We start from the raw sequence: 17121 nt of genomic DNA, 5'->3' as shown, positions 1-17121 counted from the left end.
ACACCCCGCGGCCCACACCGCGAGACCAGCAGGGGGGGGGGCAGGGGTCCCCCCGCGCACGTTGGGGGGCCACGGGCAAAGGGGGGGTGGCCCTCCCCCCCCCCCCCCCCCCCCCCGCCTGTTTCCCCCGGCCGCGCCGCGGGGCTACTTGCCCAGCGTGCGCAGCGACTCGGCGTAGGTGCCGACCGCGTGGGCGATCACGTCCAGGTTGGTGTCGAAGGCCTTGAGGTCCAGGTTCTTCAGGTTGTCGCCCGCGCCGTGGTAGTTCGGGTCGTACGGGGCCCCCGCGGTGCCGCCGTAGCGCCTGGCCTGCTCGGCGGTCTTGACGCCCTCGGCGCCGGTGAAGGTGCCGCCGGCCGGGATGCCGTTCGCGATGAAGGGGCCGTAGTCGGAGCGGCCGTCGAAGTCACTGCCCTCGTGCGGCTCGCCCTTCTTGTCGAGGAAGCCGTTGATCAGCGCCTCGATCCGCGCCGAGCCCGCCGGGCCCGCGCCCGCGCCCGTCTTGTCGGAGTCGTCGCCGTCGTAGACGAACTGCACCGGGTTCGGTGAGGCGATCATGTCGAAGTTCAGGTACAGCGCGATGTCCTTCTTCTGCTTCTCCGACAGCTGCGCGACGTAGTGCTCCGAGCCCAGCAGGCCCAGCTCCTCCGCCGACCACCAGGCGAAGCGGACCTTGTTGGCGGGCCCCCTGCCCTTCTTGTTGGCGCCCTCGTCGGCCAGCTTCAGCGCCACCTCCAGCAGACCGGCCGAGCCGGAACCGTTGTCGTTGATGCCGGGGCCCTCGGGGACCGAGTCCAGGTGCGCGCCGACGGTCACCACACGGTCGGAGCGCCCGCCCCGGGTCTCGGCGATCACGTTGCGGGTGGTCTTCTTCACGTGCTCCTGGTCCAGGTCGAGGCGTACGCTCACCTCGCCCTGGGCCGCGGCCGCGGTCAGCGCCTCGCCGTCGGCCAGCGTGATGCCGGCGCTCGGGATGATCCCCTCGTCGGGCGCGGAGAACCCGCCGCGCACCGGGGTGGTGCCGCTGTGGTTGTAGACGATGACGCCGACGGCGCCGGCCGCGGCGGCCGCCCGCTGCTTCTCCACGAAGGTGCAGGCACCCCGCTTGACCAGGGCGATCTTCCCGGTGAAGGCGCCGGCCGGGTAGTCGTCCGCCGTGCAGCCGGGGGTCTCGTCGACCCGCGCGAGGGCGAGCGGGGCGGCCAGGCCGCCGGCCGGGGTGGACTTGGTGAAGGTGAAGGCGGCGGTGGCCAGCTCGCGGGAGCCCTGGCCGAGGACGGTGGTCCGCTCGGTCCTCGTGTGCGCCTCGTGGATGTCGAAGTCCTGGTACGTGACCTGGTACCCGGCCTTCTTCAGCGTGTCGTGCACGTACGCGGCGGAGGCCGCGTGGCCCGGCGTGCCGGCGGCGCGGTTCCCGCCGTTGGCGTCGGCGATCTGCTGGAACCTCGCCAGGTGGCGGTAGGCGCCGCGGGCGCCGACCTCCTCCACCAGCTCCTTGGCGAGTCTGCCCTCCCGCGGGTGGGCGGCCGCCGGAGTGGCGGTCAGCAGGACGGGTGCGGCGACGGCGGCGGCCGCGAGGGCGGCGAGCGCCGGTATGGACCGGCGGCGGTGGCGGATGGCGCGCACGGTGGATCTCCCCGAGTCGGATGTTCGTTCTGCGGTTGGCCATGTCCGTAATGCGGTTCATGGCAGATCGGACGCTAACCGGCTCTGACCTGGCAAAACGGATGTTCAGGGGCCCTGCAACACGCCCGCCACGGACTCGTCACACGGGTTCACGTTCAAGACACCGTCCGTTCCTCGGACAATGGATTGGACAAGGCTCGTGGGGTCGAACGCATGATGGCTCCACGCGCGCCCGCGTCGTACGTACCAAAGGAGTCACCGTGAGGGTCGGAATCGTCGGAGCCACCGGACAGGTCGGCGGAGTCATGCGCGGCATCCTCGCCGAGCGGAAGTTCCCGGTGGACGAGCTGCGGCTGTTCGCCTCGGCCCGTTCCGCGGGCTCCACCCTCGAGTGGGAGGGCAAGGAGATCACCATCGAGGACGCCTCCACGGCCGACTACTCGGGCCTGGACATCGTGCTCTTCTCCGCGGGCGGCGCCACCTCCAGGGCCCTCGCCGAGAAGGTCGCCTCCCAGGGCGCCGTCGTGATCGACAACTCCTCCGCGTGGCGCCGCGACCCCGACGTGCCGCTCGTCGTCTCCGAGGTCAACCCGCACGCGATCAAGAACCGTCCCAAGGGCATCATCGCGAACCCGAACTGCACCACCATGGCCGCGATGCCGGTGCTGCGCCCGCTGCACGACGAGGCCGGCCTGTCCGCGCTGATCGCCACCACCTACCAGGCCGTGTCCGGCTCGGGCCTGGCCGGCGTCGCCGAGCTGCGCACCCAGGCCTGCGCGGTCTCCGAGGCCGCCGACCAGCTGACCTTCGACGGCGGCGCGGTGGACTTCCCGGAGCCGGCCGTCTACAAGCGCCCCATCGCCTACAACGTCGTCCCGCTCGCGGGCTCGATCGTCGACGACGGTTCCTTCGAGACCGACGAGGAGCAGAAGCTCCGCAACGAGTCCCGCAAGATCCTGGAGATCCCGGAGCTCAAGGTCTCGGGCACCTGCGTGCGCGTGCCGGTCTTCTCCGGCCACTCCCTCCAGGTCAACGCCCGCTTCGACCGCCCCATCAGCGTCGAGCGCGCCTACGAGCTGCTGAAGGACGCCCCGGGCGTCGAGCTGTCGGAGATCCCGACCCCCCTCCAGGCCGCCGGCAAGGACGCCTCGTACGTGGGCCGCGTCCGCGTCGACGAGACCGTGGAGAACGGCCTCGCGCTGTTCCTCTCGAACGACAACCTCCGCAAGGGCGCGGCCCTGAACGCGATCCAGATCGCGGAGCTCGTCGCGGAGGAGCTCCGCCAGGGCTGATCCCGGCGCGCGTACGGCTGAGGGGCGGATGCCGGACGACGGCACCCGCCCCTCCCGCACGTCACGGCCTGCGGACCTCGAACAGGAAGCAGCCGAACTCGGCGGCGCGCACGTGCGCGAGGACCACCGCGGGGTCCGCGAAGGCCTCGTCGAGGGCCCCCTCGATCATTCCGTCGGGATCCGTGCCCAGTTCAAGGACCTGCCCGCCGAGAATGTGCCCGCGGGCGTCGTACCGCCGGAGGGTGCGCCGCACCCCGGGCCGGGCGAACGGGTAGCCCTGCCCGTCCGACGGTCCGCCGCAGTCCTCGGCGTGGACGAAGACGGGCCCCTGCTCGTCGTAGGCACCCGGATCCACACCGGTGGCGGCGGCCCAGCGCCGCAGCGGTGCGTACGAGACGAGCGCGATCCGCTCACCGGCCGTGCCGGGGCGCAGGCAGCACCGCAGCGGCGCCCCGCCCTCGTCGTCGGTGAACGGGACGCAGTCCCGCCCCGCGTCGTCGCGGTCGCGGAGCTCCTTGAGCGCCGCCTCTTCCACGGGCATCGCCCGGTATGCGCTGTTCATACCCATCAGCATGGGGCAGCCGACCGCCGCAATCCGGCAGGTTTCCGACCTCGTGTTCGCCGGTGGATTACTCCGAGGCGGTGGCGGTGTCCGGATGGCAGGATGGCCGGGCAACGTCACCATCAAAGGAGATGACCGCGTGCCAGGCACGAATCTCACCCGTGAAGAGGCTCAGCAGCGGGCAAAGCTGCTCACCGTCGACTCCTACGAGATCGAACTCGATCTCAGCGGAGCGCAGGAGGGTGGCACCTACCCGTCCGTGACCACCGTGCGCTTCCAGTCGGCGGAGGCCGGGGCCGAGACCTTCATCGACCTGGTCGCACCGGCCGTGCACGAGGTCGTCCTCAACGGCAGGTCGCTGGACGTCGCGGCGGTCTTCCGGGACTCCCGCATCGCCCTGGCCCACCTGGCGGCCGGGGCCAACGAGCTCCGGGTCGTCGCGGACTGCGCCTACACCAACACCGGTGAGGGCCTCCACCGCTTCGTGGACCCGGTCGACCAGCAGGCCTACCTCTACACCCAGTTCGAGGTGCCGGACGCGCGGCGGGTCTTCGCCAGCTTCGAGCAGCCCGACCTGAAGGCCACGTTCCAGTTCACCGTGACGGCCCCCGAGGGCTGGACGGTCATCTCGAACTCCCCGACTCCGGAGGCCGCCGACGTCAAGGACCGCGTCTGGCGCTTCGAGCCGACCCCGCGCATCTCCTCGTACATCACGGCGCTCATCGTCGGCCCGTACCACGCGGTGCACAGCTCGTACGAGGGCAAGGACGGCCAGTCCGTACCGCTCGGCATCTACTGCCGGCCCTCGCTCGCCGAGTTCCTCGACGCGGACGCGATCTTCGATGTCACCCGGCAGGGCTTCGACTGGTTCCAGGAGAAGTTCGCCTACGACTACCCCTTCGCCAAGTACGACCAGCTCTTCGTGCCGGAGTTCAACGCGGGCGCGATGGAGAACGCGGGCGCGGTCACCATCCGTGACCAGTACGTCTTCCGCTCCAAGGTGACGGACGCGGCCTACGAGGTGCGCGCGGAGACGATCCTCCACGAGCTCGCGCACATGTGGTTCGGTGACCTGGTCACCATGGAGTGGTGGAACGACCTGTGGCTGAACGAGTCGTTCGCCACGTACACGTCGATCGCCTGCCAGGCGTACGCCGAGGGCTCGAAGTGGCCGCACGCGTGGACCACCTTCGCCAACTCCATGAAGACGTGGGCGTACCGGCAGGACCAGCTGCCGTCCACGCACCCGATCATGGCCGACATCCGTGACCTGGACGACGTCCTCGTCAACTTCGACGGCATCACGTACGCCAAGGGCGCCTCGGTGCTCAAGCAGCTCGTGGCCTACGTCGGCCAGGACGCCTTCTTCAAGGGCGTGCAGGCGTACTTCAAGGCGCACGCTTTCGGGAACACGCGCCTGTCCGACCTGCTGGGCGCCCTGGAGGAGACCTCCGGCCGCGACCTGACCGCCTGGTCGAAGGCGTGGCTGGAGACGGCCGGCATCAACATCCTGCGCCCGGAGATCACCACCGACGCGGACGGCCGGATCACCGCCTTCGGCATCCGCCAGGAGGCGCCCGCGCTGCCCGCCGGCGCCAAGGGCGAGTCCACCCTGCGCCCGCACCGCATCGCGGTCGGCCTGTACGAGCTCCAGGACGGCGCCCTCGTGCGCACCGACCGGATCGAGCTGGACATCGACGGCGCGCTCACCACGGTGCCGGAACTCGCCGGCCGGGCCCGCCCGGCGGTCGTCCTGCTGAACGACGACGACCTGTCGTACGCGAAGGTCCGCCTCGACGAGGAGTCCCTCGCCATGGTCACGGCACACATCGGCGACTTCGCGGAGTCCCTGCCGCGCGCCCTGTGCTGGGCCTCCGCCTGGGACATGACGCGCGACGGCGAGCTCGCCACCCGCGACTACCTCGCGCTGGTCCTCTCGGGCATCGGCAAGGAGTCCGACATCGGCGTCGTCCAGTCGCTGCACCGCCAGGTGAAGCTGGCCGTGGACCTGTACGGCGACCCGGCGTGGCGGGAGCAGGGCCTGGCGGCCTGGACCGAGGCCACGCTGGAGCACCTGCGTGCGGCGGCCCCCGGCAGCGATCACCAGCTCGCCTGGGCCCGTGCCTTCGCGGCCACGGCCCGCACCGAGGGACAGCTGACCTACCTCTCGGCGCTGCTCGACGGCGCGGCGGAGATCGAGGGCCTGGCCGTCGACACCGAGCTGCGCTGGACGTTCCTGGAGCGGCTCGCCGCGACGGGCGTCGCCGAGGAGGGGGCCATCGCGGCGGAGCTGGAGCGGGACCCCACCGCGGCCGGTGAGCGCCACGCGGCGACCGCGCGGGCGGCGCGCCCGACGGCGGAGGCCAAGGCTCAGGCGTGGGCCTCGGTGGTGGAGTCCGCGGACCTGCCCAACGCGGTGCAGGACGCCGTGATCGGCGGCTTCGTCCAGACCGACCAGCGCGAGCTGCTGGCCCCGTACACCGCGAAGTACTTCGCGGCGGTCAAGGAGGTCTGGGACTCCCGCAGCCACGAGATCGCCCAGCAGATCGCGGTGGGTCTGTACCCGACGCTCCAGGTCTCCGCGGACACGCTGGACGCGACGGACGCGTGGCTGACCTCGGCCGAGCCGAACGCTGCGCTGCGCCGCCTCGTCTCGGAGTCCCGCGCGGGCGTTGAGCGCGCGCTGAAGGCCCAGGAAGCCGACGCCGCCGCCGCTGCCGCTCAGGTCTAAGGGCCTCCGGGCTCCGCCCGCACCCGCGGAAGCAACGTCTCCCGCGGGTGCGGCGCCGTTCCCGGGGACCAGCCCCCGGACCCCCGCGCCTCAAACGCCGGCGAGGCTGGAAAACCGGGGCTCCGCCCCGAGTCCGCTCCTCAAACGCCGGAGGGGCTGGACTTCGCGGACGCCAGGGCATATCCAGCCTCGCCGGCGTTTGAGGCGCGGGGTCCGGGGCGGAGCCCCGGCAGCGGCGCCGCGCAGACCCTACCGCCCGGCCCCGGCGACGGCGCGCAGGGCGGCCAGGACGTGGGACAGGGCGGGCGCGGCTTCGGCGCCGCGCCGGACCGCGGCGATCACGTGCCGCGTCGGGCGATCGTGCGCGAGGACCCGCACCGTCACGCCGGATGCCCGGCTCGACACCATGCGCGGCACCAGCGCGACCCCCATCCCCGCCTCGACCATGGCCAGGATCGCCGTCCACCCGGACGCCGAGTGCGCCTGTTCCGGGACGAAGCCCGCCGCCTCGCACGCGGTGCGGGTGATCTCCGACCAGGGGCCGCTGCCTCCGTAGATCCACCGGTCGCCGGACAGGTCCGCCAGCCGCAGTCCGGCCGCGCCCGTCAGCGGATGCCCGGGCGGGAGCGCCACGTCCAGCGGGTCCTCCAGGAGCGTCACCCGGGTGAACCGGGCGTCCCGCCCGGTCGGCGCGTGGGCGGCCAGCGACAGGGCCAGGTCCACGCCCCCGGCGGACAGGAGCTCGTACGACTCCGCCGCCTCGGCCTCCCGGACCCGTACCTCCACGCCCGGACGGGTCGTGCGGAGCGCCGCCACCGCGGGGACCACGAGCGCCGGCACGGCCGTGGAGAAGGCCCCGACCCGTACCTCGCCCGCGTCCCCGGCCAGATATCCGGCCAGCTCCGCGTCGGCCGCCTCCAGCTGCGCGAACACCGCCTCCGCGTGCCGCAGTACGAGGTGGGCCGCGTCGGTGAGGCGGACCCGCCGGCCCTCGGCCTCCAGCAGGGTCACCCCCAGCTGCCGGGCGAGGTTCGTCAGCTGCTGCGAAACGGCCGAGGGCGTCATGTGCAGCGCCTCGGCCGTCGCGGTCACGGTCCCCTGTTCGGCGAGGGCCCGCAGGATCCGCAGCTTCTTGATGTCCCACTCGATCATGGGCCCGAACCTACCGCCGTGCACCAAGCCCGACACCGCCCAGGATCAGCGCCATGCAGAGCAGTTGCGCCGGTCCGGTCTGCTCGCCCAGGAGCAGGAAGCCGAGTCCCGCCACGCACACCGGCTGGAGGTAGTAGACGACTCCGGCGCGGGCCGCCCCGATGATCGTGATCGCCTTGTTCCAGGCGAAGAAGGCGACGGCCGAGGAGAAGACCCCGACGTACAGCAGCGGTCCGACCGTCCCGGGGGTGATCTCGAAGCCGCCCTGGACGGAGACGGAGACGGCGTAGACGGGTGCCAGCATCAGCGCGCCGAGCACGAAGGTGGTGATCAGGAAGGCCAGTCCGCCCAGTTCGGCGGGCTTGCGCCGCAGCAGGGCGCTGTACGTGGCGAAGGAGAGGGCCGCGCCGAACATCCACAGGTCGCCGGCGCCGAAGTCGAAGCCGAGGGAGCCGTCCCCGACGAGCAGCAGCACGCCGAAGGCGGCGAGCAGCATCCCGAAGGTCCGCCTGGCGCCGAGCCGTTCGCCGCCGAGGCGGGCGTAGAGCGCCATGATGACGGGCGAGGCGGCCATGATCATGCCCATGTTGGAGGCGGAGGTGGTCAGTCCGGCCTGGTGCACGAGCGTGTTGTAGAGGGCGACGCCGAACAGCGAGGCGAGGGCGATGTAGCCGAAGTGCCGCCGGATCAGGGCCCGCTGCTGCCAGGCCTGGCGGGCGGCGAAGGGGGCGACGGCGATGAGGGCGATGATCCAGCGCCAGAAGACGGCCTGGACGGGCGGGACGGTGTCGGCCATGCCCCGGGTCGCCACGAAGCTGCCGGACCAGACGACCGTCGCGGTGAGGGCGAGGAGGACGCCGAGTCCGGCGGCACCCTTCTTCCCCGTGCTGCCGGGCTCGGCGTGCGAAACGGTGCGGACGCGGTCGCGGTCCATGACGGCCACTGTGTGTCTCCCCCTCGGAGTCGGTCGGGCTCTCTGTTGTCGGACTACCGTCGCACCCGCTCATCGGTCAGGTCCATCGAAATGTTTCGATCGATCTGTTCAGTAGAACTGAAAGGTTTGGGGGTGCGGGCGGCGGCCGCCAGCTGACCGGCGACGGTGGCTCCGAAGGCGATCGCCATGCCCACGAGCTGCACGGGCGACAATGCCTGGCCGAGGGCGGCCCAGCCGATGACGGCGGCGGTGAGCGGGGAGAGCGGGCCGAGCAGGGTGACCGAGGTGGCGGTGAGCTGTCCGATGCCGCGGAACCAGAGCCAGTACGCGATCCCGGTGTTGATCAGCATCATGTAGCCGTAGCCGAGGAAGGCCCTGCCGTCGAGCGCGGGCGGGGCTCCCTCGACGAGGGCGGCCACCGGGATGATGAACAGCCCGCCGGCGGTGAGCTGCCAGCCGGTCAGCGCCAGCGGGCCGACGCCCTCGGGGCGGCCCCAGCGCTTGGTCATGACGGTGCCGGCGCCCATGGAGGCGGAGGAGACGACACCGGCGATGACGCCGGCGAGGTCGAGCTTCGCCTCGGCGGTCAGGACGACCATGCTCACGCCGAACGCCCCGACGACGGCGGCCAGTACGGTGCGCAGGCGCGCCCGCTCCCCGAGGACGAGGGCGGCGAGTCCTACGACGAACAGCGGTCCGACGGCGCCCAGTACGGCCGCGACACCGCCGGGGAGCCGGTAGGCGGAGAGGAAGAGGAGCGGGAAGAAGGCGCCGATGTTGAGGACGCCGAGGACGGCGGACTTCCACCACCACGCGCCCTTGGGCAGGGTCCGGGCCAGGGCGGTCAGCAGCAGGCCGGCGGGCAGGGCCCGCATGACCCCGGTGAACAGCGGCCGGTCGGGCGGCAGCAGTTCGGTGGCCACGGCGTAGGTGGAGCCCCAGGAGATGGGGGCGAGGGCGGTCAGGGCGACGGTGGCGAGGCGCTTCATGGCGGGTGGCTCCCCTGTCGGGTGAGGAAGGCGGGACCGGGCGGGGTGGTTCAGGCGGCGACGGTGGCCGGCCGGCGCTCCGGGGCGGCCCCGCTCCCGGCGGCGGAAGTGGCGGCGGCGGCCGGCGGCTCGGCGTGCACGGCCCCGGCCGGCAGGTGCGGCTCCAGCCGGACCAGTGCGAGGGCGGCGCCGAGTGCGGCGACGGTGAGGACGGCCCAGGGCAGGCGGCCGTCGACGGCGAGCAGGGCGGTGAAGACGGAGGGGGCGAGCGCACTGGCCAGCGAGTAGGACAGCTGGTAGGTGGCCAGGTAGCGGCCGCGGACGGCCTCGGGGGCGGCGGAGACCGACAGGGCGCCGCCGGAGGGGCTGTGCACCAGCTCGCCGAGGGTGTAGACGACGACGATGACCAGCAGGGCGACCAGGGTCGCGCCCTGGCCGGGGCGCAGCGTGCCGAGGACGATCTGTCCGGCGAAGGCGGCGGCGAAGAGCAGGGCGCCGAGGGCGGCCGAGCGGGTGCGGCGGGCGCCGGAGCGGCGGACCCGGCCCGCGATCAGTACGCCGGTCCCGGCGCACAGGACGGTGTTGACGGTGAAGGCGGCTCCGGTGAGGGAGTCGGGGGCCGCCAGCCAGGTGGAGAGGTAGAGCGGGAAGAGGACGGAGAGGGCGCAGTAGCCCAGCGCGGTGAGGAAGTTGGCGGCGGTCAGGCCGAGGAAGGGGCGGTCGCGCAGGACCGTCCGGTATCCGGCGGGAGCCCGCCTGACGGAGCGGGCCGGCTCGGCGTCGCGGACCGGGCGGACCCGGCTGACGAGCAGTCCGGCGAGGACGAAGGCGAGGGAGTTGCCCCAGGCGGTGTACGTGAACCCGCCGGTCCCCCACAGTGCCAGCACCCCGGAGACGAGCAGGGCGCCCGCGCCCATCCCGGCGTTCTGCAGGGCCCGGGTGGAGGCCTGGAGGCGGTCGCGGGCGGCGCCCCGCGCCACCTCGCCGATCAGGGACTGCTGTACGACGCTGAAGGAGCGGTCGGCGAGCGCCGTGACGAGGGCGACGGCCGCGAAGGCGGGCAGGGAGCCCACGAAGGGGTAGAGGGCGAAGCCGAGCGCCCGCATCCCGTAGAGCACCAGGTTGACCTTCCTGGCGCCGAACCGGTCGACGGCCGAGCCGGCCAGCGGCATGAACGCCAGCCCGGTCAGTCCGGTGACCGTCATGACCAGGCCGACGAGGGTGAGGGAGAGGCCGGTGACGTGGTGGAAGAAGACCAGCGAGAACGGGACGTACATGCCGATCCCGACCGCGCTGACGCCGATGCCGAGGAGAAGCGACCGCTCCCCCGCGACCTTCGCCTCCCCGGTGGTGGCTGCCTTGCTCCTGAGCACTGCCATGACGGCCTCTCCCCCAATTCGGTTGCTGGTAAGTAGCTTACCGCTAAGCTACTTACCGTCAAGCAACTTTCTTGCGAACGATCTCGGGGAAGCGAAATACTGCACTCATGAGTGAGGACAAGGACGCCGTCGACGCGATCACGGCCCAGTGGTTCGCCGTGCGCCCCGACCTGGACACGGCCCCCATGGCCGTCTTCGGACGCATCTACCGGATCGCCAAGGCCATGGGCGACGCGATGGAGGAGCGGTACGCGCGTTTCGGCATCTCGCGCGGGGAGTTCGACGTCGTCGCCACCCTGCGCCGTTCGGGCGCTCCGTACACGCTCTCGCCCCGCCAGCTCTCGGCGACGCTCATGCTCACCACGGGCGGCATGACCGGGCGGCTGGACAAGCTGGAGAAGGCGGGGCTGCTCCGCCGCAAGCCCGATCCGCACGACCGGCGGGGGCTTCAGGTGACGATCACCGACCGCGGCCTCACGCTCATCGACGAGGCGGTCGCCGCCGGCCTGGAGGTGCAGCGCGACGCGCTGACCGGGCTGAGCGACGAGGAGGTCGACGTACTGACCGGCCTGCTCCGCAAGCTACTGGCCGGCATCTGAGGCATGCGCCGTATCGGCCGCATCCGTCGTGTCCGCGGACACGACAAGGCGCCGGGAGTCGCCACACGGCCGAGGTGAATCGGCGGTGCGGACCCCCGGCGCCCGGAAAGTCCAGTGGTCCCGACCCCATGGGGCCGGACCTGCTCAGGCCTGCTTCTGCGGCCTGTCCGACTTGTCGAGGACCATCACGAGACCCGCGATGACCAGGAACAGCACGATCGGCAGGGCCACGTACAGACCGAGCGTCTCGCCAATGCTCAGGCCCGGGCCCGGGTCGTCGCCGTCGTCGCGGCTCACCGCGAGGGCGGGAGACGTCATCAGCAGCATCATCAGCGTCGTTCCGGCCGTGACGGCGCCGGCGCGCAGAGCGTTCTTCTTGTCCACGGTGCAAACGTAGCGAACACCTAAACGGGGCGCGCGCCCGGGGGTGCCGTACGAGGTCGCACGCCCTCGGCCAGCGCCCCGAACAGGGCGTTCGCCCGGGGCGAGGCGACGAGTTCCTCCAGCGTCAGCGGCCGCCCCGCGGCATCGGCGACCGGAAGCCGCCAATTGGGGTACTGGTCCCAGGTGCCGGGCAGGTTCTGCGGCCGCCGGTCCCCCACCGCGTCCGGCAGCCAGACGCCGACCAGCCGTGCCGGGGTGCGCAGCAGGAACTCGTACAGGGCCCGTACGGCGGCCTCCTCGTCCTTGGTCTCCAGGCCGAGGCCGTCCAGCAGTTCCAGCCACTCCGCGGTGTCGGCGGCGTCCTCGGCCCGTTCCTGCGCGGCCGGGCGGGTCAGCAGGCCGAGCCGGTCGCGCAGTTCCACATGCGCACCGGCCAGTTTGGCGGCCGTGGGCGGCAGGTCGTGGGTGGTGGCGGTGGCCAGGCAGTCGGCCCGCCAGGCCTGCGGCGGGAGCGGGCGCCCGGTGCCCGCCCAGTCCCGCTCGAACCAGAGCACCGAGGTGCCGAGCACCCCGCGCCGGGCCAGTTCCCGGCGGACCCGCGGCTCCACCGTCCCGAGGTCCTCGCCGATGACCAGGGCGCCGGCCCGGTGCGCCTCCAGGACCAGGATCGCCAGCATGGCCTCGCCGTCGTAGCCCACGTACGTGCCCTCGGCGGGCGGGGTGCCCTCCGGGATCCACCACAGCCGGAACAGGCCCATCACGTGGTCGATCCGCAGCGCGCCGGCGTAGCTGAACACCCCGCGCAGCAGGGACCGGAAGGGGGCGTAGGCGGTGGCGGCCAGCACGTCGGGGCGCCACGGCGGCAGCCCCCAGTCCTGGCCGCGCGCGTTGAAGGCGTCCGGCGGGGCTCCGACCGAGATGTCCTTGGCGTAGCAGGGCGCACCGAACACGTCGGAGCCCTGCGGATGCACCCCGACGGCGAGGTCGTGCACGATGCCGACCGCCATGCCCGCCTCCCGGGCGGCCCGCTGCGCGGCGGCGAGCTGGCCGTCCGTCAGCCAGACCAGCCAGCGGTGGAAGTCGACGCGCTCCTTCGGATCCTCCCCCGCGTGCCCGGCGCACCAGGCGGCGTGCACGTCCAGCGCTGTGCCCTGCTCGGTGCGGAACGCCCTGTAGGCGGCCTCGCGTCCGGGCGTGCGCGGGACGGCGTAGAGCAGCTCCAAGGCCTGTCGCTTGAGGTCCCAGACGGCGTCCCTGTCGATGTGCGCGCCCTTCTCCAGCACCTCGCGGCGCAGCTGCGCGCCCTGCGCGGCGAGTTCGGCGAGGGCGTCGCGGTCGGGGCAGTCGGCGTACTCCGGGACGTCCTCGATCCGCAGGTGGACGGGGTCCGGGAAGCGGCGCGAGGAGGGCCGGTACGGGGAAGGGTCGGTCGGGGTGCCGGGTACGGCCGCGTGCAGCGGATTGACCTGGATGAACCCGGCGCCGTGGGTGCGGCCGGCCCAGCGGGCGAGCGCCGCGAGGTCGCCGAGGTCGCCCATCCCCCAGGAGTGCTCGGAGAGCAGTGAGTAGAGCTGGACGAGCAGCCCGTGGGCCCGCTCGGGTGCGGCCGGGGCCCGCTCCGGGGCCACGACCAGGGTGGCCTCGGCGGTCCGCCCGTCGGACGCCCGGGCGGTGAGCCGGTGGACGCCCAGGGGCAGTCCGGGACCCCACGCGAGCTCCTTACCCGTCTCCTCGGCCACCACGCGGACCCGGGTGCCCGGCGGGAGGGCGGCGGGCCGCGGCGGCACGGGCTCCCCCTGCCAGAGCACCACCGTCGGCGGCAGGAGCCGCCGGGCCGCTTCCCGTGACTCCTCCTCGGCGGACGCCCGGATGCTCTCGGGGTCGTCCGTGACCACCCCGAGCAGGCCGAGGACGGCCTTGACGGTGGCCTCCGGCACCTGGACGGTGACGTTCGCGGCGGGCTGGTAGGCGGTGGCGATGCCGTGCAGGGCAGCGAGCCGGGCCAGGTCGTCCATCAAGGAGCGCTCCTTCGTGCGGGCGGGCGTGAGGGTGAGTCAGAAGCGTGGTGCAGAAGGGCGGGACGCCGCGGGGGAACACGCCAGCCATACCCACTCGGAGGGACCGCATTCCTGGCATATCCGGGTCAGATCGCCCACCCGCATTGACACCCCAGCCGCACGGGTGGTGGGCTCGGGCTCATTCGTACGAGTGGGGGACGTCTCGGGACGGGGAGGCTCTGTGCAGCTCAGGGGCAGGAAACGGTCGACGGCCGCCGCCATCGCGGTGATCGGGTCGCTGCTCGGCGGCGCCGTGGCCGCCGCGCCGCCCGGCACCCTCACGGCGCCCTCCGCCCCGGATGCGCCGACGCCCGCACCGGGCGGCGCCGCCACCGCGGCCGGTGCGGCGGCCGGCGCCAACGGCACCGTCGGCCCCGTGCTCGACCCCGGCGCCGACACCCCCCGGACCGCCGCGGACGGGCCCGCCGTGTGGCCGCGGCCGCAGTCGATGGCCGCCGATCCGGCGCGCGAGGTGCCGCTGGGCACGGAGGCCGTACTGGTCGCTCCGGCCGACGCCGATCCGTACGCGCTCCAGGTGGTGCGCGATGCCCTGCGCAAGGCGGGCGTGAAGACCCTGCACGAGCCGGCCCCGGGGGCGCCGGTGCCCGAGCGGGGCACCGTCATCCGGCTCGACGACGCGGCCGCGGAGCAGGCGCTGCGGGCCCTGGGCGCGGCCGCCGCGGCGGACCTGCCGGACGGAGGCTACCGGCTGGCGGTCGGGCGGCCCGGCGGCCGGGACACGGTCGCGCTGGCCGGCGTCGGGGACGCGGGGCTGTTCCACGCGGCGCAGACACTGCGCCAGCTGCTCGCCGACGGCCGCGGGAAGGTGCCCGGGGTGCTGGTGCGGGACTGGCCGATCGCGCCGGTGCGCGGGATCACCGAGGGCTTCTACGGGCAGCCGTGGACCGGCGAACAGCGCCTCGCCCAGGTGGACTTCATGGGCCGCACCAAGCAGAACCGGCTGCTGGTCGCGCCCGGGGACGACCCGTACCGGACGACGGGCTGGCGTACGGACTATCCGCAGGAGCAGCAGGAGGAGTTCCGCGCGCTGGCCGAACGGGCCCGCGCCAACCGGGTGGTCCTGGCCTGGGCGGTCACCCCCGGCCAGTCGATGTGCCTGTCCTCGGCCGCCGACCGGGCGGCGCTCGCGCGCAAGCTGGACTCGATGTGGGACCTCGGCTTCCGCGCCTTCCAGGTGCAGTTCCAGGACGTCAGCTACTCGGAATGGGGCTGCCGCGCGGACCGGGAGCGGTACGGGAAGGGGCCGGCGGCGGCCGCGAAGGCGCACGCCGAGGTCGCCAACGAGCTGGCCGCGCACCTGGCCGCCCGGTATCCGGGGGCGCCCGCCCTGTCACTGCTGCCGACGGAGTACTACCAGGAGGGCGCCACCTCGTACCGGACGGCCCTGGCGGGCGCGCTGGACAAGCGGGTGGAGGTGGCCTGGACGGGCGTCGGCGTGGTGCCGCGCACGATCACGGGCAGGGAACTGGCCGGGGCGCGCTCCGCCATGGGACAGCAGCCGCTGATCACCATGGACAACTACCCGGTCAACGACTGGGATCCGGGCCGCATCTTCCTCGGCCCGTACGCGGGCCGCGATCCCGCGGTGGCGGGCGGCTCGGCGGCGCTGCTGGCCAACGCGATGCAGCAGCCCATCCTGTCGCGGATCCCGCTCTTCACGGCGGCGGACTTCGCCTGGAACCCGCGCGGCTACCGGGCCGGCGAGTCCTGGCAGGCGGCGGTGCGCGACCTCGCGGGCTCCGACCCGCGGGAGCGCGCGGCGGTGGCGGCCCTCGCCGGGAACACCGCGTCGTCGGGGCTGAAGCAGGAGGAGTCGGCGTATCTGAAGCCGCTGGTCGAGCAGTTCTGGAAGGCCCGTGCCGCGGGCGATCCGGCGGCCGGGACCGAGCTGCGCAAGGCGTTCACGGTCCTGCGCGAGGCCCCCGGCCGGCTGTCGGCCCTGTCGGACGAGGCGGGGCCCTGGTTGGAGCGGCTGGCGCGCTACGGAGCGGCCGGCGAACTGGCCGTGGACGTCCTCCAGGCGCAGGCCCGCGGGGACGGGGCCGCCGCCTGGCAGGCCTCCCGGGCGCTGGCCGAGGTCCGCGAGGCGCTGGCGGAACCGGGGACGGCCCGGGTGGACGAGGCCGTCCTGGAGCCGTTCCTGAAGAAGGCGGCGGCGGAGGCGGACGCGTGGACCGGAGCCGCGCGCACCACGGGCACGGTGACGAAGGAGCCGGAGTCCTGGACGGTCCGGCTGGACGCCGCGCGGCCGCTGTCGGCGGTGACGGTGATGACGGAGCCGTTCCCGGCCGGGGCGCGGGGCGCGGCGGTGGAGGTGCACGTACCGGGCGAGGGCTGGCGCAAGGTCGCCGACGCCGCGCCCTCGGGCTGGACCCAGGTGGACACGGCCGGGCTGAGCGCGGACGCGGTCCGGCTGTCCTGGGCCGGAACGGGCACCGCGCCCGCGGTGCACCAGGTGGTGCCGTGGTTCGGGGACGGCCCGCGGGCCCGCTTCGAGCTGGCGGACGGGGCCGCGGCCGACGCGGAGATCGGCGGCGCCCCGCGGCGGGTCTCGGCGCAGCTGTCCGCGCCGGGCCCCGCCGAGGTCCGCGGGCCGCTGTCGGCGCGGCCGCCGGCGGGCATCGAGGTGCGCCTCCCGGCGGTCGCGGTGGTGCCGCGCGGCGGGCAGGTGTCGATCCCGCTGGAGGTCGTGGTGGCGCCGGGCACCGCGCCCGGCACGTACGAGGTCCCGGTGACCTTCGACGGCGAGACCCGGACCCTGACGGTACGGGCCGTGCCCCGTACCGGCGGCCCGGACCTGCTGCGCACCGCGCGGGCCACCTCCTCGGCGGACGAGACCCGCGGCTTCCCGGCCTCGGCGGCCGTGGACGGCTCCCCGACCACCCGCTGGTCCTCACCGCCGGTGGACGGAGCGTGGTGGGCGGCGGAGCTGCCCGCCCCGGCCCGGATCGGCCGGCTGGAGCTGCACTGGCAGGACGCGTACCCGTCCGCCTACCGGGTGGAGACCTCAGCGGACGGGATCACCTGGCGCCCGGCGGCCACGGTCGCGGCCTCCGTGGGCGGCCGCGAGTCCCTGCGCCTGGACGCGCCCGACACCCGCTTCCTCCGCGTCACATGCGAGCGCCGCGCCACCCGCTACGGCTGCTCCCTCTGGTCGGCGGAGGCGTACGCCATCACGCCGTAGCGCCGGCCGGGCCGGTCACGCCGTCTGCCGGGGCCACCCGCCCGAGTGCGGCGCCGTTGCGGGGGCCGGCCCCCGAACTCCCGCGCCTCAAACGCCGACGGGGCTGGATCTTTCAGCCCCGCCGGCGTTTGAGGGGGGGGGGTTTTGGGGGGGGCCCACGTTTTTGGCCGCCCGCTTTCCACCCCACACGCCACTGCTGTCCCGCTCCTTC

At 73.7% G+C, this 17121-nt stretch carries 12 protein-coding genes; 4 read left to right on the top strand and 8 right to left on the bottom strand.

The features are described from left to right. Positions 1-144: 144 nt before the first annotated feature. On the bottom strand, positions 145-1626 hold the full coding sequence (locus tag ACZ4VT_RS36625) for a M28 family metallopeptidase (protein ID WP_467955687.1): 1482 nt from the start codon (positions 1624-1626) through the stop codon (positions 145-147). Between the two features lie 260 nt (positions 1627-1886). On the opposite strand from ACZ4VT_RS36625, the gene ACZ4VT_RS36620 reads away from it, so the two are divergent. Beyond that, complete coding sequence (locus ACZ4VT_RS36620) at positions 1887-2918, top strand: aspartate-semialdehyde dehydrogenase (protein WP_467955686.1); 1032 nt, start codon at positions 1887-1889, stop codon at positions 2916-2918. A 61-nt stretch (positions 2919-2979) separates the two neighbouring features. Here the strand turns inward: ACZ4VT_RS36620 and ACZ4VT_RS36615 are convergent, their stop codons facing one another. Continuing rightward, entirely contained in the window at positions 2980-3480 is a 501-nt protein-coding gene (locus ACZ4VT_RS36615) for a DUF1203 domain-containing protein (protein ID WP_467955685.1), read from the bottom strand. A gap of 139 nt (positions 3481-3619) precedes the next feature. Between ACZ4VT_RS36615 and pepN the strand changes: the two genes are divergently transcribed. After that, positions 3620-6211 carry an aminopeptidase N gene (pepN, locus tag ACZ4VT_RS36610; RefSeq protein WP_467955684.1) on the top strand — a complete coding sequence of 864 codons (2592 nt, stop codon included), beginning with the start codon at positions 3620-3622 and terminating at the stop codon, positions 6209-6211. Between the two features lie 249 nt (positions 6212-6460). Here pepN and ACZ4VT_RS36605 read toward each other — a convergent pair whose 3' ends face one another. The 4 genes from ACZ4VT_RS36605 to ACZ4VT_RS36590 are packed head-to-tail and all read right to left on the bottom strand — an operon-like array spanning position 6461 to position 10665. Next, on the bottom strand, positions 6461-7363 hold the full coding sequence (locus ACZ4VT_RS36605) for a LysR family transcriptional regulator (RefSeq protein WP_467955683.1): 903 nt from the start codon (positions 7361-7363) through the stop codon (positions 6461-6463). A 10-nt stretch (positions 7364-7373) separates the two neighbouring features. Next, positions 7374-8297, bottom strand: a complete 924-nt coding sequence (locus ACZ4VT_RS36600; protein WP_467955682.1) for a DMT family transporter — start codon at positions 8295-8297, stop codon at positions 7374-7376. A 53-nt stretch (positions 8298-8350) separates the two neighbouring features. Continuing rightward, positions 8351-9286, bottom strand: a complete 936-nt coding sequence (locus ACZ4VT_RS36595) for an EamA family transporter (RefSeq protein ID WP_467955681.1) — start codon at positions 9284-9286, stop codon at positions 8351-8353. Positions 9287-9336: 50 nt separating this feature from the next. Next, positions 9337-10665 (bottom strand): MFS transporter, encoded by a 1329-nt coding sequence (locus ACZ4VT_RS36590; RefSeq protein ID WP_467955680.1) that lies wholly within the window; start codon positions 10663-10665, stop codon positions 9337-9339. Positions 10666-10772: 107 nt separating this feature from the next. On the opposite strand from ACZ4VT_RS36590, the gene ACZ4VT_RS36585 reads away from it, so the two are divergent. Next, positions 10773-11264, top strand: coding sequence for a MarR family winged helix-turn-helix transcriptional regulator (locus ACZ4VT_RS36585; protein WP_467955679.1), 492 nt, complete (start codon positions 10773-10775; stop codon positions 11262-11264). Between the two features lie 144 nt (positions 11265-11408). On the opposite strand, the gene ACZ4VT_RS36580 is transcribed toward ACZ4VT_RS36585, so the two are convergent. Together ACZ4VT_RS36580 and ACZ4VT_RS36575 are read right to left on the bottom strand one after the other, a co-directional pair. After that, on the bottom strand, positions 11409-11648 hold the full coding sequence (locus ACZ4VT_RS36580) for a hypothetical protein (protein WP_351302508.1): 240 nt from the start codon (positions 11646-11648) through the stop codon (positions 11409-11411). A 20-nt stretch (positions 11649-11668) separates the two neighbouring features. Continuing rightward, positions 11669-13663, bottom strand: coding sequence for a 4-alpha-glucanotransferase (locus ACZ4VT_RS36575; RefSeq protein WP_467955678.1), 1995 nt, complete (start codon positions 13661-13663; stop codon positions 11669-11671). Positions 13664-13886: 223 nt separating this feature from the next. Between ACZ4VT_RS36575 and ACZ4VT_RS36570 the strand changes: the two genes are divergently transcribed. Next, entirely contained in the window at positions 13887-16910 is a 3024-nt protein-coding gene (locus ACZ4VT_RS36570; RefSeq protein ID WP_467955677.1) for a beta-N-acetylglucosaminidase domain-containing protein, read from the top strand. The last annotated feature ends 211 nt before the right edge of the window (positions 16911-17121 follow it).

It is taken from the genome of Streptomyces sp. NPDC029164 (genome assembly GCF_055563995.1).
Note: the sequence above shows the minus strand (reverse complement) of the source record. Positions and strands in the feature narration are given on the sequence as shown.

Coding starts and splice junctions, on each gene's coding strand:
- ACZ4VT_RS36590 (WP_467955680.1), bottom strand. CDS start 10,665: ATGGCAGTGCTCAGGAGCAAGGCAGCCACCACCGGGGAGGCGAAGGTC.
- ACZ4VT_RS36600 (WP_467955682.1), bottom strand. CDS start 8,297: ATGGACCGCGACCGCGTCCGCACCGTTTCGCACGCCGAGCCCGGCAGC.
- ACZ4VT_RS36605 (WP_467955683.1), bottom strand. CDS start 7,363: ATGATCGAGTGGGACATCAAGAAGCTGCGGATCCTGCGGGCCCTCGCC.
- ACZ4VT_RS36595 (WP_467955681.1), bottom strand. CDS start 9,286: ATGAAGCGCCTCGCCACCGTCGCCCTGACCGCCCTCGCCCCCATCTCC.
- ACZ4VT_RS36585 (WP_467955679.1), top strand. CDS start 10,773: ATGAGTGAGGACAAGGACGCCGTCGACGCGATCACGGCCCAGTGGTTC.
- ACZ4VT_RS36575 (WP_467955678.1), bottom strand. CDS start 13,663: ATGGACGACCTGGCCCGGCTCGCTGCCCTGCACGGCATCGCCACCGCC.
- ACZ4VT_RS36615 (WP_467955685.1), bottom strand. CDS start 3,480: ATGAACAGCGCATACCGGGCGATGCCCGTGGAAGAGGCGGCGCTCAAG.